This is a genomic window from Streptomyces sp. NPDC048257, assembly GCF_043201855.1.
Lineage (GTDB): Bacteria > Actinomycetota > Actinomycetes > Streptomycetales > Streptomycetaceae > Streptomyces.
Map to the genome: position 1 here is coordinate 1 of NZ_JBICZI010000039.1, position 23632 is coordinate 23632.

At 71.4% G+C, this 23632-nt stretch carries 19 protein-coding genes; 11 read left to right on the plus strand and 8 right to left on the minus strand.

The genetic code is table 11. The features are described 5' to 3' along the window. The first annotated feature begins 239 nt into the window (after nucleotides 1–239). Complete coding sequence (locus ACGFZK_RS36215) at nucleotides 240–500, plus strand: DUF6343 family protein (protein ID WP_393853117.1); 261 nt, start codon at nucleotides 240–242, stop codon at nucleotides 498–500. Nucleotides 501–537: 37 nt separating this feature from the next. Here ACGFZK_RS36215 and ACGFZK_RS36220 read toward each other — a convergent pair whose 3' ends face one another. The 4 genes from ACGFZK_RS36220 to rpsA all read right to left on the minus strand — a co-directional run bounded on the left by ACGFZK_RS36220 (nucleotide 538) and on the right by rpsA (nucleotide 4344). After that, nucleotides 538–969, minus strand: coding sequence for a tetratricopeptide repeat protein (locus ACGFZK_RS36220; RefSeq protein WP_393853086.1), 432 nt, complete (start codon nucleotides 967–969; stop codon nucleotides 538–540). Nucleotides 970–1035: 66 nt separating this feature from the next. After that, the gene (coaE, locus tag ACGFZK_RS36225; protein ID WP_393853087.1) at nucleotides 1036–1644 is read right to left on the minus strand and encodes a dephospho-CoA kinase; all 609 of its coding nucleotides are present in this window, start codon (nucleotides 1642–1644) and stop codon (nucleotides 1036–1038) included. A gap of 31 nt (nucleotides 1645–1675) precedes the next feature. Beyond that, nucleotides 1676–2614, minus strand: a complete 939-nt coding sequence (locus ACGFZK_RS36230) for a PAC2 family protein (protein WP_393853088.1) — start codon at nucleotides 2612–2614, stop codon at nucleotides 1676–1678. Between the two features lie 221 nt (nucleotides 2615–2835). Further along, nucleotides 2836–4344 (minus strand): 30S ribosomal protein S1, encoded by a 1509-nt coding sequence (gene rpsA / locus ACGFZK_RS36235; protein WP_393853089.1) that lies wholly within the window; start codon nucleotides 4342–4344, stop codon nucleotides 2836–2838. A gap of 353 nt (nucleotides 4345–4697) precedes the next feature. Here rpsA and ACGFZK_RS36240 point away from each other — a divergent pair, with 353 nt between their 5' ends. Both ACGFZK_RS36240 and hrpB read left to right on the plus strand, forming a co-directional pair. Then, complete coding sequence (locus tag ACGFZK_RS36240; RefSeq protein ID WP_393853090.1) at nucleotides 4698–5546, plus strand: class I SAM-dependent methyltransferase; 849 nt, start codon at nucleotides 4698–4700, stop codon at nucleotides 5544–5546. A 1-nt stretch (nucleotide 5547) separates the two neighbouring features. Continuing rightward, nucleotides 5548–8100: an ATP-dependent helicase HrpB gene (hrpB, locus tag ACGFZK_RS36245; protein WP_393853091.1), complete on the plus strand. Its 2553-nt coding sequence runs from the start codon at nucleotides 5548–5550 to the stop codon at nucleotides 8098–8100. On the opposite strand, the gene ACGFZK_RS36250 is transcribed toward hrpB, so the two are convergent. Both ACGFZK_RS36250 and ACGFZK_RS36255 read right to left on the minus strand, forming a co-directional pair. Further along, nucleotides 8090–9082 carry a DUF3068 domain-containing protein gene (locus ACGFZK_RS36250; protein ID WP_393853092.1) on the minus strand — a complete coding sequence of 331 codons (993 nt, stop codon included), beginning with the start codon at nucleotides 9080–9082 and terminating at the stop codon, nucleotides 8090–8092. The two genes, hrpB and ACGFZK_RS36250, sit on opposite strands and share 11 nt — an antisense overlap. Before the next feature lie 13 nt (nucleotides 9083–9095). Beyond that, entirely contained in the window at nucleotides 9096–9236 is a 141-nt protein-coding gene (locus ACGFZK_RS36255) for an SPW_0924 family protein (RefSeq protein ID WP_393853093.1), read from the minus strand. Between the two features lie 797 nt (nucleotides 9237–10033). Between ACGFZK_RS36255 and ACGFZK_RS36260 the strand changes: the two genes are divergently transcribed. Continuing rightward, on the plus strand, nucleotides 10034–10426 hold the full coding sequence (locus ACGFZK_RS36260) for a hypothetical protein (protein ID WP_393853094.1): 393 nt from the start codon (nucleotides 10034–10036) through the stop codon (nucleotides 10424–10426). A 77-nt stretch (nucleotides 10427–10503) separates the two neighbouring features. Here the strand turns inward: ACGFZK_RS36260 and ACGFZK_RS36265 are convergent, their stop codons facing one another. Then, entirely contained in the window at nucleotides 10504–11736 is a 1233-nt protein-coding gene (locus tag ACGFZK_RS36265; RefSeq protein ID WP_393853095.1) for a lytic murein transglycosylase, read from the minus strand. 184 nt (nucleotides 11737–11920) lie between these two features. On the opposite strand from ACGFZK_RS36265, the gene ACGFZK_RS36270 reads away from it, so the two are divergent. Continuing rightward, complete coding sequence (locus ACGFZK_RS36270) at nucleotides 11921–12781, plus strand: DUF4184 family protein (protein ID WP_393853096.1); 861 nt, start codon at nucleotides 11921–11923, stop codon at nucleotides 12779–12781. Between the two features lie 40 nt (nucleotides 12782–12821). Here ACGFZK_RS36270 and polA read toward each other — a convergent pair whose 3' ends face one another. After that, entirely contained in the window at nucleotides 12822–15476 is a 2655-nt protein-coding gene (gene polA, locus ACGFZK_RS36275) for a DNA polymerase I (RefSeq protein WP_393853118.1), read from the minus strand. Between the two features lie 169 nt (nucleotides 15477–15645). On the opposite strand from polA, the gene ACGFZK_RS36280 reads away from it, so the two are divergent. The 6 genes from ACGFZK_RS36280 to ACGFZK_RS36305 all read left to right on the plus strand — a co-directional run bounded on the left by ACGFZK_RS36280 (nucleotide 15646) and on the right by ACGFZK_RS36305 (nucleotide 23632). After that, nucleotides 15646–17931 carry an FdhF/YdeP family oxidoreductase gene (locus ACGFZK_RS36280; RefSeq protein WP_393853097.1) on the plus strand — a complete coding sequence of 762 codons (2286 nt, stop codon included), beginning with the start codon at nucleotides 15646–15648 and terminating at the stop codon, nucleotides 17929–17931. Nucleotides 17932–17985: 54 nt separating this feature from the next. Beyond that, nucleotides 17986–18480, plus strand: coding sequence for a PaaI family thioesterase (locus ACGFZK_RS36285; protein ID WP_393853098.1), 495 nt, complete (start codon nucleotides 17986–17988; stop codon nucleotides 18478–18480). Between the two features lie 185 nt (nucleotides 18481–18665). Continuing rightward, the gene (locus ACGFZK_RS36290) at nucleotides 18666–19088 is read left to right on the plus strand and encodes a hypothetical protein (protein ID WP_393853099.1); all 423 of its coding nucleotides are present in this window, start codon (nucleotides 18666–18668) and stop codon (nucleotides 19086–19088) included. 542 nt (nucleotides 19089–19630) lie between these two features. After that, nucleotides 19631–20863: a branched-chain amino acid ABC transporter substrate-binding protein gene (locus ACGFZK_RS36295; protein WP_393853100.1), complete on the plus strand. Its 1233-nt coding sequence runs from the start codon at nucleotides 19631–19633 to the stop codon at nucleotides 20861–20863. Nucleotides 20864–20972: 109 nt separating this feature from the next. Continuing rightward, the gene (locus ACGFZK_RS36300; RefSeq protein ID WP_052876635.1) at nucleotides 20973–21905 is read left to right on the plus strand and encodes a branched-chain amino acid ABC transporter permease; all 933 of its coding nucleotides are present in this window, start codon (nucleotides 20973–20975) and stop codon (nucleotides 21903–21905) included. A gap of 5 nt (nucleotides 21906–21910) precedes the next feature. After that, nucleotides 21911–23632 (plus strand): branched-chain amino acid ABC transporter permease, encoded by a 1722-nt coding sequence (locus ACGFZK_RS36305; protein ID WP_393853119.1) that lies wholly within the window; start codon nucleotides 21911–21913, stop codon nucleotides 23630–23632.

Consider the following 23632-nt stretch of genomic DNA (forward strand, 5'->3'; position numbering starts at 1 on the left):
GCAGCCATCTGGCACAACCGGACCAACGCCACACCCCTGACCAGGTCACTCATCGCCTACGACCACTGACCAGGACTTCGGACTTACTCGTCTAGAGGGGGGCGTCTTGTCGATCAGGCCGGATCAGGGAGCGTCACCTGGTGCGTGCGAGCGCGCGCCAGGTGACGCGAGCCGGCCTGATCGGCACGACACCCGCCGGGCCGTCCGGAGTGGGACCATGGACAGGAGAGGCGATGACCATGCGTTCCGGGAATGAGCCGGTGACCGCGCGCAGTCCGCTGCGGCTGCGGTTCTGGCTGGGTGTGTGGGGGCTGGTCTGGGCTGCCGCCGGCACGGCCCTGTTCTCGCTGGCGGGCCGTCCCGGATGGGCGGCCGCATGCGGGGCGCTGGCGCTGATCGTGGCCGTGGACCTGTTCATGATCGTGCGCCACATCCACCAGGGTCCGCACTACCAGCCCGGCCCGGACGTCCCTCCGTACGAACCGCCCCACGGCGGGTGAGACCGGCGAGACCCGGCTCGGGCCCGTCCCCCGCAGATCAGGCCGGATCGTCCCCTGCCGCTGCCCCTCCGGCGGCGGACGGTCCGGCAGGGCCCTCGAAGCGGGCCGCCGCCAGGTACTCGGGCTGTGGGTCGAGGGCCGCGGCGAGCCGGAAGTGCTTGCGCGCCTGCTCCGGGCGGCCCGCGCGCTCATGGGTCCGGGCCAGTGCGAAGTGGGCGAGGGCGTTGTCCGGTTCCCGCTCCAGCACCAGCTCGAACTCCAGCTCCGCCGGGCGCAGTTGGGCCGCGGCGAAGAAGGCCCGGGCACGCAGCAGCCGAGCCGCCGTGTTCTCCGGGTGCGCGGCTATCACCGAGTCGAGCAGCTTGACCGCGCCGCGCGGGTCACGGGCGGCGAGCAGGTGTTCGGCGGCCCGGTAGTCGATGACGTGGGTTTCCGGGCTGGACGGCGTGGGGCGCTGGGTCTCGGACACGGTCGAAATCCTTCCCTCTACGGGCGCGTTCAACGCCCCCGCCCCACCCGCTATTCCACGTACCCGTCAGAGCGCCCCGCCCGCCGCCCGGGCGGTGAGCTCTTCCCAGACCTTGCGCACCTGCGGTTCCAGGGCCTCCAGCGGCCCGTCGTTGTCGATCACGAGGGTCGCCACCGCGAGCCGCTGCTCGCGGCCGGCCTGCGCGGCCATCCGGGCCCGCGCCTCCTCCTCGGCCATCCCGCGCAGGGCGGTCAGCCGCTCCAGCTGCGTCTGCGGCGCCGCGTCCACCACGACGACCAGGTCGTACAGCGGTGCGAGGCCGTTCTCCGCGAGCAGCGGTACGTCGTGCACCACGATCGCGTCGGGCCCCGCGGCGGCCTCGAGCTCGGCCGACCGGGCCCCGACCAGCGGGTGCACGATCGCGTTGAGCGTCTGGAGCTTCGCCGGGTCCGCGAAGACGATGGAACCCAGCTTCGGCCGGTCCAGCGTCCCCTCGGCGGTCAGTACCGATTCCCCGAAGGCCGCCACGACGGCCGCGAGCCCCGGCGTACCGGGCTCCACGACCTCGCGCGCGATCCGATCGGCGTCGACGACGATCGCCCCGTACCCCGCCAGCAGTCGCGAGACCTCGCTCTTGCCGGCACCGATTCCGCCCGTCAGGCCTACTTTCAACATGCCCCGCAGCATAGGGGGCCCTGCCCGGACGTCAGTTCTCGCCCTCGCGCTCCGCCAGGAACCGCTCGAACTCGCGGCCGAGCTCGTCCGCCGACGGCAGCTCCGCCGGCTCGGCGATCATGTTGCCGCGGGTCTCGGCTCCGGCCGCCGCGTCGTACTGGTGCTCCAGCCCCTGCACCAGGCTGACCAGCTCCTCGTCGCCCTCCCGGATCTGCCGGTCGATCTCCGTCTGGGTACGGTGCGCCTCGGTCCGCAGCGCGTGCGCCACGGCCGGCAGGACCAGTCCGGTCGCCGCCGTGATCGCCTCCAGCACCGTCAGCGCGGCGTCCGGGTACGGGGAGCGCGCGACGTAGTGCGGTACGTGCGCGGCGACACCCAGTACGTCGTGACCGGCCTGGCCCAGGCGGAACTCCACCAGGGACTCCGCGCTGCCCGGCACCTGCGCCTCGTCGAAGGGGCTGCGGTGGCCCGGCATGAGGTCGGTCCGGTTGCCGTGCGGGGTGATGCCCACCGGGCGGGTGTGCGGGACGCCCATCGGGATGCCGTGGAAGTTGACCGAGAGCCGGACGCCGAGGCGCTCGACGATCTGCCGGACGGCGACGCAGAAGCGCTCCCACTCCACGTCCGGCTCCGGGCCGGACAGCAGCAGGAAGGGCGCTCCGGTGGCGTCCTGGACGAGCCGGACCTCCAGCTTGGGCTCCTCGAACTCCGTCCAGTGGTCGCGCTGGAAGGTCAGCAGCGGGCGCCGGGCGCGGTAGTCCACCAGCCGGTCCGCGTCGAAGCGGGCGACCACCTGGTGGGGCAGGGTGTCCAGCAGCCGCTCGACGATCTGCTCCCCGGCCTCACCCGCGTCGATGTACCCCTCGAAGTGGTACAGCATGACCAGCCCGGCCGAGTCCTGGGCGACTGCCAGGTCGGCCACCGCCAGGCCCTTGGCATCCCATTCGTACAAACCCTGTGGATCAAGCACCGTCACCACTCCTCCTCGCCTCGTTCCCTGCCAAGAACGTCCAAGACGGCGCTGCCATTCCCCAGTTGGCCGCATTCACAGGAACGCAACGATCAACGACCAGGAGGAGGTCGGGAGCGGGAGACGGGCAAACGCGGTAAGGCCCGCCCCCCGAAGGGGACGGGCCTTACCGTTCAACGCAGTTCAGCTCTGCTCACACCGGAGTGCGATGCGCGCTGCGATCAGCTCTGGCCGCCGGCCAGCTTCTCGCGGAGCGCGGCCAGAGCCTCGTCCGACGCCAGGGCGCCAGAGGTCTCGTCCGACTCCGAGGAGTACGAACCACCCGAGATGCCCGCGGGGGCGTTGCCACCGGCGGCCGGGGCGGCAGCGCCCTCGGCAGCAGCGGCCTCGTCGGCCTCGCGGCTCTTGATGACCTGAGCCTGGTGCTGCTCGAAGCGCTGCTGCGCCTCGGCGTACTGGGTCTCCCAGGCCTCGCGCTGCTTGTCGAAGCCCTCGAGCCAGTCGTTGGTCTCGGGGTCGAAGCCCTCGGGGTAGATGTAGTTGCCCTGGTCGTCGTAAGACGCGGCCATGCCGTACAGGGTCGGGTCGAACTCGACCGACGCCGGGTCGGCACCGAAGGACTCGTTGGCCTGCTTCAGCGACAGCGAGATCCGGCGACGCTCAAGGTCGATGTCGATGACCTTGACGAAGATCTCGTCGTTGACCTGGACGACCTGCTCCGGGATCTCCACGTGGCGCTCGGCCAGCTCGGAGATGTGGACCAGACCCTCGATGCCCTCGTCCACGCGGACGAACGCACCGAACGGAACCAGCTTGGTGACCTTACCCGGGACGACCTGACCGATCTGGTGGGTCCGGGCGAACTGCTGCCACGGGTCCTCCTGCGTCGCCTTCAGCGACAGGGAGACGCGCTCGCGGTCCATGTCGACGTCGAGAACCTCGACGGTGACTTCCTGACCGACCTCGACGACCTCGGACGGGTGGTCGATGTGCTTCCAGGACAGCTCGGAGACGTGCACGAGACCGTCGACGCCACCCAGGTCCACGAAGGCACCGAAGTTGACGATCGAGGAGACGACGCCGGAGCGGACCTGACCCTTCTGCAGGGTGGTGAGGAACGTCTGGCGAACCTCGGACTGGGTCTGCTCGAGCCAGGCGCGGCGCGACAGAACCACGTTGTTGCGGTTCTTGTCGAGCTCGATGATCTTCGCCTCGAGCTCCTTGCCCACGTAGGGCTGGAGGTCGCGGACGCGACGCATCTCGACGAGAGAGGCCGGCAGGAAGCCGCGGAGGCCGATGTCGAGGATGAGACCACCCTTGACGACCTCGATGACGGTACCGGTGACGATGCCGTCTTCTTCCTTGATCTTCTCGATGGTGCCCCAGGCACGCTCGTACTGAGCGCGCTTCTTCGAGAGGATCAGGCGGCCTTCCTTGTCCTCCTTCTGGAGAACCAGGGCCTCGATCTCGTCGCCGACCTTGACGACCTCGTTCGGGTCGACGTCGTGCTTGATCGAGAGCTCGCGGCTCGGGATGACGCCTTCGGTCTTGTAACCGATGTCGAGGAGAACCTCGTCCCGGTCAACCTTGACGATGACGCCGTCGACGATGTCGCCATCGTTGAAGTACTTGATCGTCTCGTCGATCGCCGCGAGGAACGCGTCCGCGTCGCCGATGTCGTTGACCGCAACCTGCGGAGTGGTGGCGGTGGTCTCGGTGCTGCTCGTCATGTGGGAAAGGGCTCCGGTTACGGACAGAAAGTCGTAGGTACTGCTACGCCGGGAGCCCTTATCGGCATCCACCGAAGACCGGACAGCCAAGGAGGCCCCCGATCCGCAGAGGAGCGGCGGGGCCTCGAAAACCGAGGGGACATCAACAGATGCAAGCGCAGCCTGCTAGGTCTGAGGAGCACAGGCTCGCAGCGCAACTTGTAGCATACGGGGGCAGCCGGACAGGGTCAATGCGCGAAGGCGCACACCCCGGGCGGATCGCCGCAAGACCGGCACAATTCATGGGCGGGAAGCCCTTCCTGACGCTTCCTGCCACATTCAGAACACATTCGCAGACTACGACGACGGGCCCCATGAACCAAGAGGACTACGCCTCCGAAGAAGCGTACGAAGCAGATCCGGGCTCCGGGGAGGACGCCGAGGCCACCCGGCGTGACGCGGGGGAAGCGGAGAGCAGCCGGGCCAGCCGCAGCTGGTGGGACCGCAACGCCGACGAGTACCAGAGCGACCACGGCGCCTTCCTCGGCGACGACCGCTTCGTCTGGGGACCCGAGGGGCTGGACGAGGCCCAGGCGGCCCTCCTCGGCCCCGCCGCCTCCCTCCGGGGCAAGGACATCCTGGAGATCGGCGCCGGCGCCGCCCAGTGCGCCCGCTGGCTGGCCGCCCAGGGCGCCCGCCCGGTGGCCCTGGACCTCTCCCACCGCCAGCTCCAGCACGCCCTGCGCATCGGCGACGACGTGCCGCTGGTCGAGGCCGACGCCGGGCGCCTCCCCTTCCGCGACGCCTCCTTCGACCTGGCCTGCTCCTCCTACGGCGCCGTCCCCTTCGTCGCCGACCCGGTCACCGTCATGCGCGAGGTGCACCGCGTACTGCGCCCCGGCGGCCGCTGGGTCTTCTCCGTGACCCACCCGATCCGCTGGGCCTTCCCCGACGAGCCCGGCCCCGAGGGGCTGTCCGTCGCCGCCTCCTACTTCGACCGGACCCCGTACGTGGAGCAGGACGAGCGGGGCCGCGCCGTGTACGTGGAGCACCACCGCACGATCGGCGACCGGGTCCGCGACGTGGTGGCGGGCGGCTTCCGCCTGCTCGACCTGGTCGAGCCGGAGTGGCCGGACTGGAACAGCCAGGAGTGGGGCGGCTGGTCCCCGCTGCGCGGACACCTGATCCCCGGCACCGCGATCTTCGTCTGCGAGCGCGACTGACGTGATCCGTACCGCCGCCCTCGACGCCCTGCCCGTACGGGAGGCCGTGCCCGCGCTGGTCTCCGCGCTGGACGGCCACGGCACGGCGGTGCTCTGCGCCCCGCCCGGCACCGGCAAGACCACGCTGGTGCCGCTGGTGCTGGCCGGGCTGGTGGGCGGCGGGCCGCGGCGCCGGGTCGTCGTCGCCGAGCCGCGGCGGATCGCCGCCCGGGCCGCGGCACGCCGGATGGCCTGGCTGCTGGGCGAGCAGGCCGGCGGCGCGGTGGGCTTCACGGTGCGCGGGGAACGCGTGGCGGGCCCGGACACCGTGGTGGAGGTGGTGACGACCGGAGTGCTGCTCCAGCGCCTCCAGCGCGACCAGGAGCTGGCCGGGGTGGACGTGGTGATCCTGGACGAGTGCCACGAGCGGCATCTGGACGCCGACACCGTCGCCGCCTTCCTGCTCGACGTACGGGAGACCCTGCGCCCGGAGCTGCGGCTGGTGGCGGCCTCGGCGACCACGGATGCCGCCGGCTGGGCACGCGTTCTCGGCCGGGGCGGCCCCGGCGCCGCGCCGGTGGTGGAGGCCGCGGGGGTCTCGTACCCGGTGGAGACGGTCTGGGCCCCGCCGGCCCGGCCGGTGCGGCCCCCGCACGGGATGCGGGTGGACCCGGCGCAGCTGACGCACGTGGCCTCGGTGGTGCGGCGGGCGCTGGCGGAACGCAGCGGCGACGTGCTGTGCTTCCTGCCCGGCGTCGGCGAGATCGCCCGGGTCGCCGGGCAGCTGGGCGGGGTGGACGCGGAGGTGCTCCAGATACACGGCCGGGCCCCGGCAGCCGTCCAGGACGCGGCGCTCTCCGTCGCCCCGCACCGCAGGGTGATCCTGTCCACCGCCGTGGCGGAGTCGAGCCTGACCGTCCCCGGGGTGCGCGTGGTGGTGGACTCCGGGCTGGCCCGCGAGCCCCGGGTGGACCACGCCCGGGGGCTGGGCGCCCTGGCGACCGTACGGGCGTCGCGGGCGGCCGGGCGCCAGCGGGCGGGCCGGGCCGGCCGTGAGGCGCCGGGCACGGTGTACCGCTGCTGGGCCGAGGCGGAGGACGGCCGCCTGGCCGCGTTCCCCTCCCCGGAGATCCGCGTCGCCGACCTGGCGCAGTTCGCCCTGCAGGCCGCGTGCTGGGGTGACCCGGACGCGGCCGGGCTGGCCCTGCTGGACCCGCCGCCGGCCGGGGCCATGGCGGCGGCGCGGGAGGTGCTGGTGGCCGTCGGCGCGGTGTCCCCGGCCGGCGGGGTCACCGCGCGCGGGCAGCGGATGGCCCGGATCGGGCTGCACCCGCGGCTGGCCCGGGCCCTGCTGGACGGCAGCGCCGCGCTCGGCGCCCGCCGGGCGGCGGAGATCGTGGCCCTGCTCGGCGAGGAGCCGCCGCGGGAGTACGGGGACGACCTGGCCGGCGCCTGGCGGCGGGCCCGTACGGGCGGCGACGCGTACGCCGCCCGGTGGCGCGCGGAGGTCCGCCGCCTGGAGCGCGCGGCCGGCACCACTGCCGGGGGCCGGCCCCCGGACCCCCGCGCCTCGAACGCCGGCGAGGCTGTGGTCGCCGACGCCGCCGCAGGGCTGATCGCGGCCCTCGCCTTCCCCGAGCGGGTGGCGAAGGCCAGGGGTGAGGGGGCCCTCCTGATGGCCAACGGCACCGGGGCCGAGCTCGGCGACGGCTCGCCGCTGCGCAGCGCGCCCTGGCTGGCCGTCGCGGTCGCCGACCGCGGTCCGCATGCCGCGTCGGCCCGGGTCCGGCTGGCCGCGGTCATCGACGAGGACACCGCCCGCTGCGCCGCCTCCCACCTGCTGACCGACGGCGAAGAGGTGCACTGGGAGGACGGGGACGTGGTCGCCCGGGCGGCGCACCGGCTCGGGGCGATCGAGCTGGCCGTACGTCCCCTGCGCACCCCCGACCCGGCGCTCGTGCGGGCCGCCCTGCTCGACGGACTGCGCGCCGAGGGGCTCGGCCTGCTGCGCTGGTCCCCGGACGCGCAGATGCTCCGGGCCCGCCTGGGCTTCCTGCACCGGACGCTGGGCGGTGCCTGGCCCGACGTGGCGGACGACCGGCACTTGCTGGAGCGCGCCGACGACTGGCTGGAGCCCGAGCTGTCCCGGGCCCGGCGCCGCGCGGACCTCGGGCGGATCGATGCCGGGCAGGCCCTGAACCGGCTGCTGCCGTGGGCCACCGGGGAGGCCGCCCGGCTGGACGAGCTGGCTCCGGAACGCCTGGAGGTGCCCAGCGGATCGCGGATCCGGCTGGACTACTCCGCCGAGCACGGCCAGCCGGTGCTCGCCGTGAAACTGCAGGAGCTGTTCGGGCTGGCCGAGACCCCGCGGGTGGCGGGCGTACCGGTGCTGGTGCACCTGCTCTCGCCCGCCGGCCGGCCCGCGGCCGTCACCGCCGACCTCGCGTCATTCTGGCGGGGCGGCTACCGGGCCGTCCGCGCGGAGCTGCGCGGGCGCTACCCCAAGCACCCCTGGCCGGAGGACCCGGCCACCGCCGAGCCCACCCGGCACACCAACGCCCGGCTCAGGCGCTGACCCCGTCCCCGTCCGCGGCCCCCGCCTCCCGTACGCGGCGGCCGCGGGCCTCCAGCCACAGGGCCGCGGCGAGCAGCGCGAGCCCGCCGGCAGCCAGGCCGATCGGTGCGTAGGTGTGCAGCGCGAGGACCTTCGTACGGTTCGACTTGACGAGGTCGACCGTGTGGTCGGAGTAGTCCTCGCGCATCGTGACGTGACCGGCGAAGGCCGTGAGCTTGCCGTCGGGGCCGCCGGCCGCGATGCCGCCGCGCATCTCCTGCTGGATGTCCTGCTCGGCGTTGACGGGCGCCCCGGTCACCGGGTCGACCCAGAACCTCACCTTGGCCGTGTACCAGAGGGTGGTGCCGGTGGCCGCCTCGATCGTCGACGGGTCGATGCCCTCGATGGGCATCTTCTTGGGCATGGGGACCTTGGTCCACGGAATGGTCTGCTCGAAGTAGTAGACGTCCATGCCCTTGAACGTGCGCGGCCCGACGTAGTGGATCGGCGAGGAGGTACGGGTCTGCGCGTCGAAGTACAGGTAGTCGCGCGGCTCGGTGAAGAAGGGCCATTTGAACTCGATGCCCTCGCGTTTGACGGCGTCCCCGTCGACCATCTCTCCGGTGGCGTGGACCGGGTCCTGGGTGTGCGCGTCGAAGATGTAGCGCTCGGGTATCTGGGAGACCATCTTCCCGTCCGGGCCGATGATGTAGGACAGCGTGTCCCAGACGACGACGTCCTTGCCCGCGCTCGCCTCGATCTCCCTGGACGCCTCCACGTTGCCCTTGAGGGTCTGGACGATGGTGACCTTGTCGACCTTCTTCGGCTGCATGCCGCCGGTGTAGTCGAGGAGCGTCGCGTCCTTCGCCTCCAGGACCATCTCCTGGTACTGGCTCGGCGGGATCTTGGCGAGGCGGGGGTACGCGTACCAGCGCAGCAGGGGTGCGAGGGCGGCGAGGAACACGGCGAGGGCGAGCAGGACGAGGCTGGCGGTACGTCTCAAGGCCGGGCCTCCTCTACTGTCCGGGCGCGCTGGGCGCGGTGGTGAGCAGGGGCTTGGGCGAGGTCTTGCCTTCGGTCGCCCCGAGCGCCGTGATGGCGAACACGAGGGCCAGTGCGGCGGCAAGCCCGATGGCGGCGGCGATGAATGCGCGCATGCCGGGCCTCCGGAATCTGATAGGGCGTCAGGATTGGAGCCGCACCGTAGCAACGCGGGACGGAGATGAGAACCGTCTGGGCCCCGGATCACGGGGAACCGGCGCTGACCTGCGAGGCGGTCAGCGGACACCGTCAGCGGACGCGGGGCGCGGGACTCGGGGCTCGACGGGCACCTCGGTCCGGGCGGTATTGGTCTGAATTACCTACGATCAGGCGTGTTGTGCCGCTCCGTGACGGGTTCCGGCTTCCCCCGGGTCAAGATCTCCCCTGACATCGCAGTGGAGTCCCTCTCGAGTCGAGGAGCACGCAGATGGGTCCGGATCCGGAGAAGAGGGCGGGGCAGCGGCTGGAGCCGCGGCACCGCCGCAGCAGATGGTTGGCCGGCGGCGCTGTCGCCTCGCTCGCGCTGCTCCTGGCGGCGGGGTTGACCGTGCCGAACGCGTTGGCGGCCCAGGGCGCCGACGGACGGGTGAGCGCGTCCGGCGCGGCGGGCGGCGGCGACACGTGCGGGAAGGACCCACGCTCCGGCAGGGACAAGGGCCACTGCAAGAGGGGCCCGAGAGGCCCGAAGGGACCCCCCGGGCCCAGTGGGCCGCCCGGCGAACCCGGCCCTCCCGGCCCCAGCGGTCCGCCCGGCGCCGTCGGGCCCAGCGGTCCACAGGGAGTACCGGGTGCCATCGGGCCCAGCGGTCCGGCCGGCCCCAGCGGACCGGCGGGTCCGAGCGGTCCGCCCGGACCCACGGTCAACGTCGGCGCGAGCATCTTCGCCGTCAACGAGCAGAGCATCCTGACCAGCATGCTGACCAAGATCCTCTTCACCGGCGCCGCCTACGACACGAACATGATGTTCGACGCGCCGAACTCGACCCTGGTGGTCAGGACGGCCGGGCGCTACCTCCTCACGGGACGGATCCTCCTGGCGTACCAGCCGAATCCGGCGGCGTCCCGCATCCTGCAGATCTATGTCAACGCCGGTCTCCGCGCCTCCGACACGCAGGACGCCGCGACCCTCCCGAGCACCGGGGCCGCTTCGCAGACGGTGTCCACGACCCTGCAGCTGAACGTGGGTGACGTGATTTCCCTCCAGGCCTTCCAGAGCACCGGAAACCCTGCCCTCTCGCAGCCCCAGTTCGGAGATTCGGTCACGGCTCCGCAGCTCACGGCGGAGCTGCTCGTACCGACGCCGTAACCGGCGCCGCCGCCCCACGGGACCGCGACGGCCCGCCGGTTCTCCGGCGGGCCGTCGTGCTGCCTGGATGACCCCGGCTACGGGGCCTTGGGCTCTCCCGTGGCCTTCGGCGTCGGGGACGGGGAAGCGGACGGGGAAGCGGACGGGGACGGGGACGGCTTGCGCGTGGCCGTGGAGGTCGGACCGGGCGTCGGAGTCGGCCCTGTGCTCGCCGGCGGCGTGGGAGTCGGACTCGGCGTGGGCGTGGGAGTCGGACTCGGCGTGGGTGTCGGCGTCGGGCTCGGCGTGGGTGTGGGTGTCGGCGTGGGGGTCGGTGTCGGCGTGGGCTTCGGGTCCGGCGTCGGGGTGGGCGTGGGGGTGGGCGTGGGGGTCGGCTTCGGGTCCGGCGTCGGCGTCGGGCTCGGCGTCGGTTTCGGGCTGGGCTTCGGGGGCGTGGGCGCGGGCGTACCGGGCCGGTCCGGGATCTCGTGGGTGCCCTTCAGGTAGTACGTGAACCAGGACCGCACCGTCCGCAGGTACTCCGTCGAGCGGTTGTAGGACAGCACCGCCCGGTCCAGGTCCGCGTCCGCCCGCAGGTCGCGGGTCCCCGCGCACAGGTACCGGCCGGCCGCGAGGGCCGCGTCGTGCACGTTGTTCGGGTTGCGGCGGCCGTCGCCGTCCGCGTCCTGGCCCCATGCCGCCCAGGTGGAGGGGATGAACTGCATCGGCCCGACCGCCCGGTCGTAGCGGGAGTCCCCGTCGTAGGCCCCGCCGTCCGTGTCCGCGATGTTCGCGAAGCCGTTGCCGTCGAGCACGGGTCCCAGGATCGGCCGCAGGGTGGTGCCCGCCGCGTCGACCCGGCCGCCCCGCGCCTGCCCGGACTCCACCTTGCCGATCGCCGCGAGGAGTTGCCAGCGCAGTCCGCAGCCCGGGTCGCTGCGCCCCACCGTCTTCTCCGCGCCCAGGTACGCCGCGAGCACGCTCGCCGGTATCCCCTGGGCCCCTTCCGCGGGCCCGGTCGCGGGCGACGCCGGCCCGGCCTGCGCCCCGGTCGGCGCCTGCGGCTGTGCGGGCGGCCCGTCCTCCGGCAGCAGCGCCTCCGGCGGCTGCGGGCTGACCAGCGGCGGGAGTTCGGTGAAGTAGGCGGAGTCCCCGCCCGCCGGGTCCGCGGCCGGCGGCTGCTGCCCGGCGCCCTCCCCGGCGGCGGAGAGCCGGCCGGCGCTCCCGGACCCCGGGCCCTGGGATGCGGTCACCGCTGCGACCACCAGAGCGGAGACCAGGGCGGCTGTCGTCCCCCTGCGCAGCCTGCGTCCGATTATTCGAGCCGACATGAGCCCAACCCCATCCCCTCGACGTCCGCGTGACCCTACGTCAGCTCCCTTCAAGGGGCACGCATGGTGGCCCGGAATTCACCACATCCCCACGTCCCAGAGCAGGTCACGCATACTGTCTGGACCCTTCGGGAGCATTGGCCCGAAGTAGGGAACGTCCACGGGAACATCCAGGAGAAGTGCCATGCCGTTCACTCTCAGCCACGCGGCCGCCGTACTTCCGGCCATCCGCCGGACCGGGCGTGCGCGGGGCCCCCTCGTCGCTTCGGCGCTCGTCCTCGGGTCGTTCGCGCCGGACACCTTCTACTTCACGGACGCGGTCGTCGAAGGGGTCATGGCGTACGGGGCCTTCACGCACTCGCTGCCGGGGATCTTCACCCTGGACGCCCTGCTGACGGCCGTCCTGGTGGGCTTCTGGCTTCTGCTGCGCGAGCCGCTGATCGCGCTCCTGCCGCGCGGCTGGCGGGGCAGGGTCCACACCTTCGTACGGGGTGAGGAGTGGCGTGAGCGTCCGCGGCCGGCCGCGCTCGCCGGCTGGTTCTACGTCTCGGCGGTCGTCGGTTCCCTCACCCACGTGGTGTGGGACAGCTTCACCCACCTCGACCGCTGGGGGACGAACGCGCTGCCGGATCTCGGTGAGCCGCTCGCCTACGGCCTCCCCCTCTACTCGTACCTGCAGTACGGCACTTCGGCGGTCGCGGCATGCGCCCTGCTCTGGTTCACGGTGACCGCCCTGCGCCGCCTTCCCGCCAGCGTGGCCCCCGCGTCCGTGCCGGTGCTCTCCCGCGCGGAGGTCCTGGGCGCCCTCGCCCTGCTCGTGGTGTGCGTGGCCGTCGCGGTCACCGTGCGCATCATCCGTTTCTTCACCTTCTTCGACCGGATCCGTACGCCGCTCGACATCATCCCGACCGTCTGCTTCGGCGCGGGCGGCGGCCTGGCCGTGGCGCTGCTGGTCTACGGGGTCCTCGTACGGCTGCGGCAGCGCCGCGACCGGACCGGGCGCCCCGCGCAGGAAGAGACGCGAACGCCCGTCCCCACCGCCTGAGCAGCGGGGACGGGCGCCGGTTCTGCCTGCCGTACGCGGATCAGTGCGCGGCGGACTCCCAGTCCGGGCCGACGCCCACCGACACGTCCAGCGCGGCCCGCAGCTCGACGGCTGCGCCCATCTCGCGCCGCACCAGCTCCTCGACCTGCTTGCGCTCGCCCGGGGCGATCTCCAGCACGATTTCGTCGTGGACCTGGAGCAGCATCCGCGACCGCAGGCCGGCCCCGGTGATCGCCTTGTCCACGCGCAGCATCGCAACCTTGACGATGTCGGCGGCGGTGCCCTGGATCGGGGCGTTGAGCGCCATCCGCTCGGCGGCCTCGCGGCGCTGGCGGTTGTCGCTGTTGAGGTCGGGCAGGTACCGGCGGCGGCCGAAGATCGTCGCCGTGTATCCGGTGGCGCGGGCCTCGTCGACGACCCGGCCGAGGTAGTCGCGGACCCCGCCGAACCGCTCGAAGAAGGTCTCCATCAGGCCGCGCGCCTCGGCGGGCTCGATGTTCAGCTGCTGGGCGAGACCGAAGGCGGAGAGCCCGTAGGCCAGGCCGTAGGACATGGCCTTGATCTTGCGGCGCATCTCGGCGTCGACGGCGGACCGCTCCACCCCGAAGACCTGGGAGGCGACGGTGGTGTGCAGGTCCTCACCGGTCGCGAAGGCCTCGATCAGGCCCGCGTCCTCGGAGAGGTGGGCCATGACGCGCAGCTCGATCTGGCTGTAGTCGGCCGTCATGAGGGACTCGAAGCCCTCGCCGACGACGAAGCCGCGGCGGATGGCGCGGCCCTCGTCGGTACGCACCGGCACGTTCTGCAGGTTGGGGTCGGTGGAGGACAGCCGGCCGGTCGCGGCGACGGTCTGGCTGAAGCTGGTGTGCACCCGGCCGTCAGCGGCGATGGTCTTGACCAGGCCCTCGACGGTGACGCGCAGCTTGGCCTGCTCCCGGTGCCGGAGCATGATCACCGGGAGTTCGTGGTCGGTCTGCGCGGCCAGCCAGGCCAGCGCGTCCGCGTCCGTGGTGTAACCGGTCTTGGTCTTCTTCGTCTTCGGCAGGTCCAGCTCGCCGAAGAAGACCTCCTGGAGCTGCTTGGGCGAGCCGAGGTTGAACTCGTGGCCGACGGCGGCGTGCGCCTCCTTCACGGCCTGCTGCACGGCTCCGGCGAACTGCTGCTCCATGGCCTCCAGGTGATCGCGGTCGGCGGCGATGCCGGACCGCTCCATCCGGGCGAGGAGCTCGGACGTCGGCAGCTCCATGTCGTGGAGCAGCTCCGCGGCGCCGACCTCGGCGAGCTTGTCCGTGAAGGCGTCGCCCAGGTCCAGGACGGCGCGGGCCTGCGCCATCAGGGCCTCGGCCTCGGCGGTCTCGTCGGCGCCGAAGGCCAGCTGGCCGTCGGCGGCGGCGGGCGCCAGCTCACGGTGCAGGTACTCCATGGACAGGGCGTCCAGGGCGAAGGACCGGCGGCCCGGCTTGACCAGGTAGGCGGCGAGCGCGGTGTCCATGGCGACCCCGGCGAGGGTCCAGCCGTGCTCGGGGAAGACCCGCATCAGGCCCTTGGCGTTGTGCACGACCTTGGGCTTCGCCGCGTCGGCCGCCCAGGCCGCGAAGGCCTGCTCGTCCGCCTCGTCCAGCTCGGCGGGCGTGAACCAGGCGGCGGCGCCGCCGGCCGCGGCCAGCGCGATCTCGGCGACATTGCCCTGGCCCAGCGCCCAGCTGTCGACGGTCGCGATGCCCAGCGGCCCGCCGGCGTGGCTCTCCAGCCACGGCACCAGCTCGCCGCTGCCCAGTACGGACGCGTCCAGCTCCACGGCGGCCACCGGAGCCGGCGCCTCCTCCTCGGCCGTGCCCGGGTCCACGGCGAGCAGCCGCTCGCGCAGCGAGGCGTTGCGGATCTCCAGGACGTCCAGCACGCCGAGCATGGCGGTCCGGTCGTAGGGGGCGCGGACCAGGTCGGCCGGGGTCTTGGGCAGCTCCACGTCCTTGACCATCTCGGTCAGGACCCGGTTGAGCTTGACGGCCTCCAGGTGGTCCCGGAAGTTCTGCCCGGCCTTGCCCTTGACCTCCTCGGCGCGCTCCACGAGCTCCGCGAACGACCCGAACTGGGTGATCCACTTGGCCGCGGTCTTCTCGCCGACGCCCGGGATGCCCGGGAGGTTGTCGGACGGGTCGCCGCGCAGCGCCGCGAAGTCCGGGTACTGCTGCGGGGTGAGGCCGTACTTCTCCTCGACCTTCTCCGGGGTGAACCGGGTGAGCTCGGAGACGCCCTTGGTCGGGTAGAGCACGGTGGTGTGCTCGGACACGAGCTGGAAGGAGTCACGGTCGCCGGTGACGATCAGCACGTCGAAGCCGGCCGCCTCGGCCTGCGTCGCCAGCGTCGCGATCACGTCGTCCGCCTCGAAGCCGTCGACCGCGAACCGCGGCACGTGCATCGCGTCGAGCAGCTCGCCGATCAGCTCGACCTGCCCCTTGAACTCGTCGGGGGTCTTGGAGCGGTTCGCCTTGTACTCGGGGAACTCCGTCGAGCGCCACGTCTTGCGGGAGACGTCGAACGCCACCGCGAAATGCGTGGGGGCCTCGTCGCGCAGCGTGTTCGCCAGCATCGACGCGAAACCGTAGATGGCGTTGGTCGGCTGCCCCGTCGCGGTCGTGAAGTTCTCCGCGGGCAGCGCGAAGAACGCCCGGTAGGCCAGGGAGTGCCCGTCCATGAGCATCAGGCGGGGACGGTCCGCTGCGGGCGGCTGGTCGGTCTTCTTCGCTGATGAATCTGCCACGCCCCCGATCCTAGGCGCCCCCGCTGACAATTCCGGCGTCGGCGATGTCAGCCGGACGTGACAGGATCGTTCTGTACGACACGACTGTTCAAAGGGGAACGTCATGGCCACGAAGCCGCCCGCAGGTGATCCGGTACAGGACGCACCGCAGGTCGCACCCCCGAAGCACGCGGCCGCCGGCCTGCCCGCGATCGGGCACACCCTGAGGATCGCGCAGCAGCAGATGGGCGTGGCCCGCACCGCCCGCACCCTGCTCAAGGTCAACCAGAAGGACGGCTTCGACTGCCCGGGCTGCGCCTGGCCCGAGGGCGACAAGCGGCACACGGCCGAATTCTGCGAGAACGGCGCCAAGGCCGTCGCGGAGGAGGCCACGCTGCGCCGGGTCACCCCCGAGTTCTTCGCCGCGCACCCGCTGGCCGACCTGGCCACGCGTTCCGGCTACTGGCTGGGCCAGCAGGGCCGCATCACCCAGCCCATGCTCCTGGAGAGCGGGGCCCTGCCGGGCGGCGGCGACCGGTACGAGCCGGTCAGCTGGGAGAAGGCCTTCGCGATCATCGCCGAGGAACTGACCGCCCTCGACTCCCCCGACGAGGCCCTCTTCTACACCTCGGGCCGCACCAGCAACGAGGCCGCGTTCCTCTTCCAGCTCTTCGCCCGCGAGTTCGGCACCAACAACCTGCCCGACTGCTCCAACATGTGCCACGAGTCCTCGGGCTCCGCCCTGACGCAGACCATCGGCATCGGCAAGGGCAGCGTCTCCCTCGAAGACCTCCACCAGGCCGACCTGATCATCGTCGCCGGGCAGAACCCGGGCACCAACCACCCGCGCATGCTCTCCGCCCTGGAGAAGGCCAAGTCCGCCGGCGCACGGATCATCTCGGTGAACCCGCTGCCCGAGGCCGGGATGGAGCGGTTCAAGAACCCGCAGAACCCGGTCGGCATGCTCAGGGGCACCGCCCTCAACGACCTCTTCCTGCAGATCCGCATCGGCGGCGACCAGGCCCTCTTCCGCCTCCTCAACAAGCTCGTCATCCAGACCGAGGGCGCCACCGACGAGGCCTTCATCCGCGAGCACACCCACGGCTACGAGGAGCTCGCGGCCGCCGCGAAGGACGCCGACTGGGACGAGACCCTCACCGCGACGGGCCTGACCCGCCCCGAGATCGAGCGGGCGCTGGCCATGATCCTGGCCTCGAAGCGCACCATCGTCTGCTGGGCCATGGGCCTCACCCAGCACAAGCACGCCGTCGCCACCATCCGCGAGGTCGTCAACCTCCTGCTGCTGCGCGGCAACATCGGCCGCCCCGGCGCCGGCGTCTGCCCCGTCCGCGGCCACTCCAACGTGCAGGGCGACCGCACCATGGGGATCTTCGAACGCCCCGCGCCCGCCTTCCTCGACGCCCTCGACAGGGAATTCGGCATCACCTCGCCCCGCGGGCACGGCTACGACGTGGTCCGCTCCATCCAGGCGCTGCGCGACGGCAAGGCCAAGGTCCTCTTCGCGATGGGCGGCAACTTCGTCGGCGCCACCCCCGACACCGAGGTCACCGAGGCCGCGATCCGCCGCGCCTCCCTGACCGTGCACGTCTCCACCAAGCTCAACCGCTCCCACGCGGTCACCGGCCGGCGGGCCCTGATCCTGCCCACCCTCGGCCGTACCGACAAGGACGTCCAGGCGGCCGGCAAGCAGTTCGTGACCGTCGAGGACTCCATGGGCATGGTCCACGCCTCCCGCGGCAACCTCGCCCCCGCCTCCCCGCACCTGCTGTCCGAGCCGGCGATCGTGGCCCGGATGGCCCGCGCCGTCCTCGGTCCGGCCTCCGCGACCCCGTGGGAGGAGTTCGAGCGCGACTACGCCTCGATCCGCGAGCGGATCTCCCGCGTGATCCCCGGCTTCGAGGACTTCAACGCCAGGGTGGCCCGCCCGGGCGGCTTCCAGCTCCCGCACGCCCCGCGCGACGAGCGCCGCTTCCCGACGAAGACCGGCAAGGCCAACTTCACCGCCGCACCCGTGGAGTACCCGCGCGTCCCGGCGGGGCGGCTGCTGCTGCAGACCCTGCGCAGCCACGACCAGTACAACACCACGATCTACGGCCTCGACGACCGCTACCGCGGCATCACCGGCGGCCGCCGCGTCGTGATGGTGAACCCGGCCGACGCGGCCGAGCTGGGCCTGGCCGACGGCTCGTACGCGGACCTGGTGAGCGAGTGGAAGGACGGAGTGGAGCGGCGCGCGCCCGGCTTCCGCGTCGTGTACTACCCGACCGCCCGCGGCTGCGCGGCCGCGTACTACCCGGAGACCAATGTGCTGGTGCCGCTGGACTCGACGGCGGACACCAGTAACACCCCGGCCAGCAAGTCCGTCGTCGTGCGCTTCGAACCGGCCTGATAGAACGACCTCAGGACAAGATGGTTAACGAGCGTTGACGAACGGAGCCTGACCATGGGCGAGCAGCACGTAGTGAAGTTCCCGCAGGAGGTGCTCGACGAGTACGCGGCGCTGGGCATCGACCTGCCCGCGCTGTTCTCGGCGGGGCACCTCGGCGAGCGGATGGACATCCGCATCCTGGAGGCCTCGGCCGACCGCGTCGTCGCCACCATGCCCGTCGAGGGCAACACCCAGCCGTACGGGCTGCTGCACGGCGGGGCCTCCGCCGTCCTGGCCGAGACCCTCGGCTCGATCGGCGCCATGATGCACGGCGGCATCACCAAGATCGCCGTCGGCGTGGACCTGAACTGCACCCACCACCGGGGCGCCCGCAGCGGCATCGTCACCGGCGTCGCCACCCCCGTGCACCGCGGCCGCTCGACGACCACCTTCGAGATCGTCATCACCGACGAGCAGGACAAGCGGATCTGCACCGCCCGCCTGACCTGCCTGCTGCGGGACGTCGACCAGGCCGTCGCGGCCGCCTCCGAGGCTCCCGCCCAGGCCTGACCCGGCGGCCCGGCCCGGCCGCCCGCGCCACCCCACAGGCCCGGATCCCGCCCCGCACGGCGGCGCATCCGGGCCTGCGCCCGTTATCGGACGGGTCGCGCCCGCAACCGCCCGGAATCCGCCACTCCGCACGCTGCGCGGCGACACCTGTTGTGTCACCGATGGTGACCGCCTACCTTCCCCTCATGGGGACCATGCCACGCACGGCCCGGTACGCCGCCCACATCCTGCTCGCGGCGCTCGCCCTGGCCGGATGCTCATCCTCCGCACCACCCTCCGCGGCGGGCTCCGGGACTCCCTCCACCGGCCCTTCCGCCGCGTCCTCCAGCGCCCCTCCCTCGCCCGTACAGGTCTGCACGGACCTCGTGTCGTACTGGGCGAAGGAGACCCTCCTGGGCACCAAGTGGTCCGGTCTCGACTGGGAACAGAAGGGCCTGTCGAACGGCCAGTACGCGATCCACGAGGACGCGGTCGCCGCGGGCCGCACGGAGGAGCGAACTGCCGGACGGGACAAGGCACTTGAGTTGATCGACCGGTTCGTGGCCCAGCGCTGCGCCGAACAGGACGGCGCGACGGCGAGCTCGGAGAACTGGCGGCCCCCGACGTGACCGGCATCACCGCATTCCCGAGCGCGCTGTCCGGCTTCCGGTCAGATCCCCCCGTACGACCGAACCGCAGGTGGGGGACCGTGCCACCACTCGGGCAAGATCCACTCGCATCCGAAAGCGAGGCCTTGACCGTCACCCTGCGTAATGCCCATCAGGGTCCTAATCCGCCTTTTCCCTTAAGAAAGACCACTCGCAGGATTCTTTTGGGCACGCGCAGCCACATTCGGCCGAAAATGATCTAAGACAGGTGCATGGAGGCCTCAAGCCCCTTAGAAGAACAGGTAATTCTCACGATGCGGACACCCACCAAGGTAAGAAAACGTCCGATTTGTCCACACTCCCGCCACACATTCTTGGCCTTGGCATAACAAGAGCGTCACATCCTCCTTTCCCTGCTCCCCGTGCTCGCCACCTCGGGCCTAGAGTCACGGCCAGTCACCGCGCCGCAGGGCGCGAATCAGCACGGCCGTGGACCTCCCAGTGCGGCCCGGCGACCCAACGGCACCTCTCACGAGGCAGCCGCGCCAGGGAAAGGAAGAATCGTGCGACACCGTTCTTTGCTCGTCCTCACCACCGTGATCACCACGGGAGCACTGACCCTCACCGCTTGCGGATCGCGCGACGGAGACTCCAAGGACAACGGCGGCGGCAAGAAGACCGTCGTCGTCATCGGCGTGGACGCCCCGCTCACCGGCTCGCTCTCCGCGCTCGGCCAGGGCATCAAGAACTCCGTCGACCTCGCGGCCAAGACGGCCAACAAGAACAACGAGGTCCCCGGAATCGAGTTCAAGGTCGAGGCCCTCGACGACCAGGCGGTCCCCGCCTCCGGTCAGGCCAACGCCACCAAGCTCGTCGGCAACAAGGACGTCCTCGGCGTCGTCGGCCCGCTGAACTCCGGCGTCGCCCAGCAGATGCAGGGCGTCTTCGCCTCCGCCAACCTGGCGCAGGTCTCGCCCGCCAACACCAACCCCTCGCTCAGCCAGGGCGACAACTGGGGCAAGGGCGAGTTCAAGCGCGGCTTCAAGACCTACTTCCGCACCGCCGCCACCGACGTGGTCCAGGGCAAGTTCGCCGCCCAGTACCTCTTCAAGGACGCCGGCAAGAAGAAGGTCTTCATCGTCGACGACAAGCAGACCTACGGCGCCGGCCTCGCCGCGATCTTCGCCGACGAGTTCAAGAAGCTCGGCGGAGAGGTCGTCGGCACCGACCACGTCACCGTGAAGGAGACCGACTTCTCCTCCACCGCCGACAAGGTCAAGTCCTCCGGCGCCGACTCCGTCTACTTCGGCGGCCAGTACCCCGAGGGCGGCCTGCTCGCCGACCAGATCAAGAAGACCGGCGCCAACATCCCCCTCATGGGCGGCGACGGCATCCAGGACCCGGCCTTCATCAGCGCCTCCGGTGAGGCCAACGAGGGCGACCTCGCCACCTCCATCGGCTACCCGGTCGAGAAGCTGGACACCGCCAAGAAGTTCATCGAGGACTACAAGGCCGAGGGCTACAAGGACCCGTACGCCGCCTACGGTGGCTACTCCTACGACGCCGGCTGGGCCGTCGTCCAGGCCGTCAAGGCCGTCGCCGCCGCCAACAGCGGCAAGCTGCCCACCGACGCCCGCGCCAAGGTCGTCGAGGCGCTCGGCAAGGTCTCCTTCGAAGGCGTGACCGGCAAGGTCGCCTTCGACGAGTACGGCGACACCACCAACAAGCAGCTCACCGTCTACAAGGTCGAGGGCGGCAAGTGGGTCGACGTCAAGAGCGACACCTTCAACCAGTAAGCCGGTAGTCCTCAGCACCACCCGTAACACCTGAACCATCCGCCGCGCGAGGGCGCAAACAGCGCCCTCGCGCGGAGTCTTATCCGACACGCTCATCGGAGGCCCTGCGGTGCACGAACTGCCGCAACAGCTGGCCAACGGCCTGGCCCTCGGTGCTCTCTATGGCCTCATCGCCATCGGGTACACCATGGTCTACGGCATCGTCCAGCTCATCAACTTCGCCCACGGCGAGATCTTCATGATCGGCGGCTTCGGCGCGCTCACCGCCTACGCCATCCTCCCGACCGGCACCTCCCTGCTGATCGCGATACCCGTCATGATCGTCGGCGGCGCCATCTGCTCCGTCGCCGTGGCCTGCGCAGCCGAACGCTTCGCCTACCGCCCCCTGCGCAGCGCCCCCCGGCTCGCACCCCTCATCACCGCAATCGGCCTCTCGATCGCGCTCCAGCAGCTCGTCTGGCAGTTCTACCCGGACGCCAAGAAGGCCGTCAGCTTCCCCGAATTCAAGGGCGCAGCCTTCAAGATCACCGATGGCCTGGCCATCCAGCGCGCGGACCTCTTCGTCCTCATCCTCGCCCCCCTCTGCATGCTCGCCCTCGGCGTCTTCGTCCAGAAGAGCCGCAGCGGCCGCGCCATGCAGGCCACCGCGCAGGACCCCGACACCGCGAAGCTGATGGGCATCAACACCGACCGCATCATCGTCATGGCCTTCGCCATCGGTGCCGCGTTCGCCGCAGTCGCAGCCGTCGCCTACGGCCTCGACAAGGGCCAGATCAACTTCGAGATGGGCTTCATCCTCGGCCTCAAGGCCTTCACCGCAGCCGTCCTCGGCGGCATCGGCAACATCTACGGAGCCATGGTCGGCGGCGTCGTCCTCGGACTCGCCGAAGCCCTCTCGATCGCCTACATCGAAGAGATCCCCGGCATGCAGCAGCTCGGCGGTGGAGCCTGGTCCAACGTCTGGGCGTTCGTACTCCTCATCGTCGTCCTCCTCGTGCGGCCACAAGGCCTGCTCGGTGAGCGCGTCGCGGATCGGGCGTGAGAACCATGACCACCATCACCACCCCGCAGACCGAAACGGTCAAGCAGGGCCCCGCGCCCACCACGCTCCTCTACGCAGTCATCGGCGGCAGCCTCCTCACCATCGTCAGCGCCTTCCTCGCGTGGACGTGGACCGCCGAATTCCCCGGCGACCTGACCTACTACGGAAGCCCCGCCGGCCTCCAGTTCGTCACCCTCGCCGGAGCCGCCCTCACCCTCGCCTACGCGCTCTCCGCACTCGGCGTCAAGGGCCTCGGCTGGCTCGCCCCCACCGGCTCCCGCAAGGCCATCTGGTTCCTGGCCCTCGGCAACCTCGCCGCCACCTGGTTCACGGTCCTGGCCATCACCGTCGTCCTCGGCGGCGTGATCAACCTCGAACCCGGCGCGTACGTCGCCCTCGTCGGCTCGGTCATCCCCGTCCTCGCCGCACACAAGCTCCCGGACGACACCCGCAAGGCAGCCCCCGCCAAGCAGCTGCCCTCCTGGGCCGAAATCCTCATCGTCACCGGCGTCTTCGCCCTCGGCCTCTTCGTCATCACCTTCGGCATCGACACCGATGACAAAGAACCGCAGCTCTTCGTCGCCTACCTCATCACCGTCGGCTTCGCCGCCCTCGCCCTGAACAAGGCCGGCCTCTTCGCGCGCCTCGGCGGCATCACCGCCAAGCACCGTCAGGTCACCCTCCTCGGAAGCGCCGCCGCAGCGATCGCCTTCCCGTTCATCCAGCAGAGCGGCGACACCTACACGCTCATCGCGGTCAACATCCTCATCTTCGCGACCGTCGCCCTCGGCCTCAACGTCGTCGTCGGCCTCGCCGGCCTCCTCGACCTCGGCTACGTCGCCTTCCTCGGCGTCGGCGCCTACGCCGCAGCCCTGGTCTCCGGAAGCACCGCATCCGCCTTCGGCATCCACCTCCCCTTCTGGGCAGCGGTCATCGTCGGCGCCCTCGCCTCGCTCATCTTCGGCGTGGTCATCGGAGCCCCCACCCTGCGCCTGCGCGGCGACTACCTCGCCATCGTCACCCTCGGCTTCGGAGAAATCTTCCGCATCGCCATGGGCAACCTCGACGGCACCTCCGGCCCGGACATCACCAACGGCCCCAACGGCATCCCCAACATCCCCCACCTCGAAATCTTCGGGTGGAACTTCGGGGAGTCCCACAACGTCGGCGGCATCGTCCTCGGCGCCTACGCCAACTACTACTTCCTGATGCTGCTCGTGATGGCCCTGGTCATCGTGGTCTTCGCCCGAGCCGGCAGCAGCCGCATCGGCCGCGCCTGGGTCGCCATCCGCGAAGACGAGACCGCCGCCGAAGCCATGGGCATCAACGGCTTCAAGGTCAAGCTCATCGCCTTCGCCCTCGGCGCCACCCTCGCCGGCCTCGCCGGCACCGTCCAGGCACACGTCAACAGCACGGTCGTCCCCGAGAACTACGTCTTCGCCGGGCCCGTCCCGCCGAACTCCGCGTTCCTCCTCGCCGCCGTCATCCTCGGCGGCATGGGCACCATCCGCGGCCCCATCCTCGGCGCCGCACTCCTCTTCCTCATCCCGGCGAAGCTGGCCTTCCTCCAGGACTACCAGCTCCTCGCCTTCGGCATCGCCCTCATCCTGCTCATGCGCTTCCGCCCCGAAGGCCTCATCGCCAACAAGCGCGCGCAGCTCGAGTTCCACGACGACACCGCTGACCAGGCCCCCACGGACCTGGCCACCGCCAAGGCGGGGGCGTGA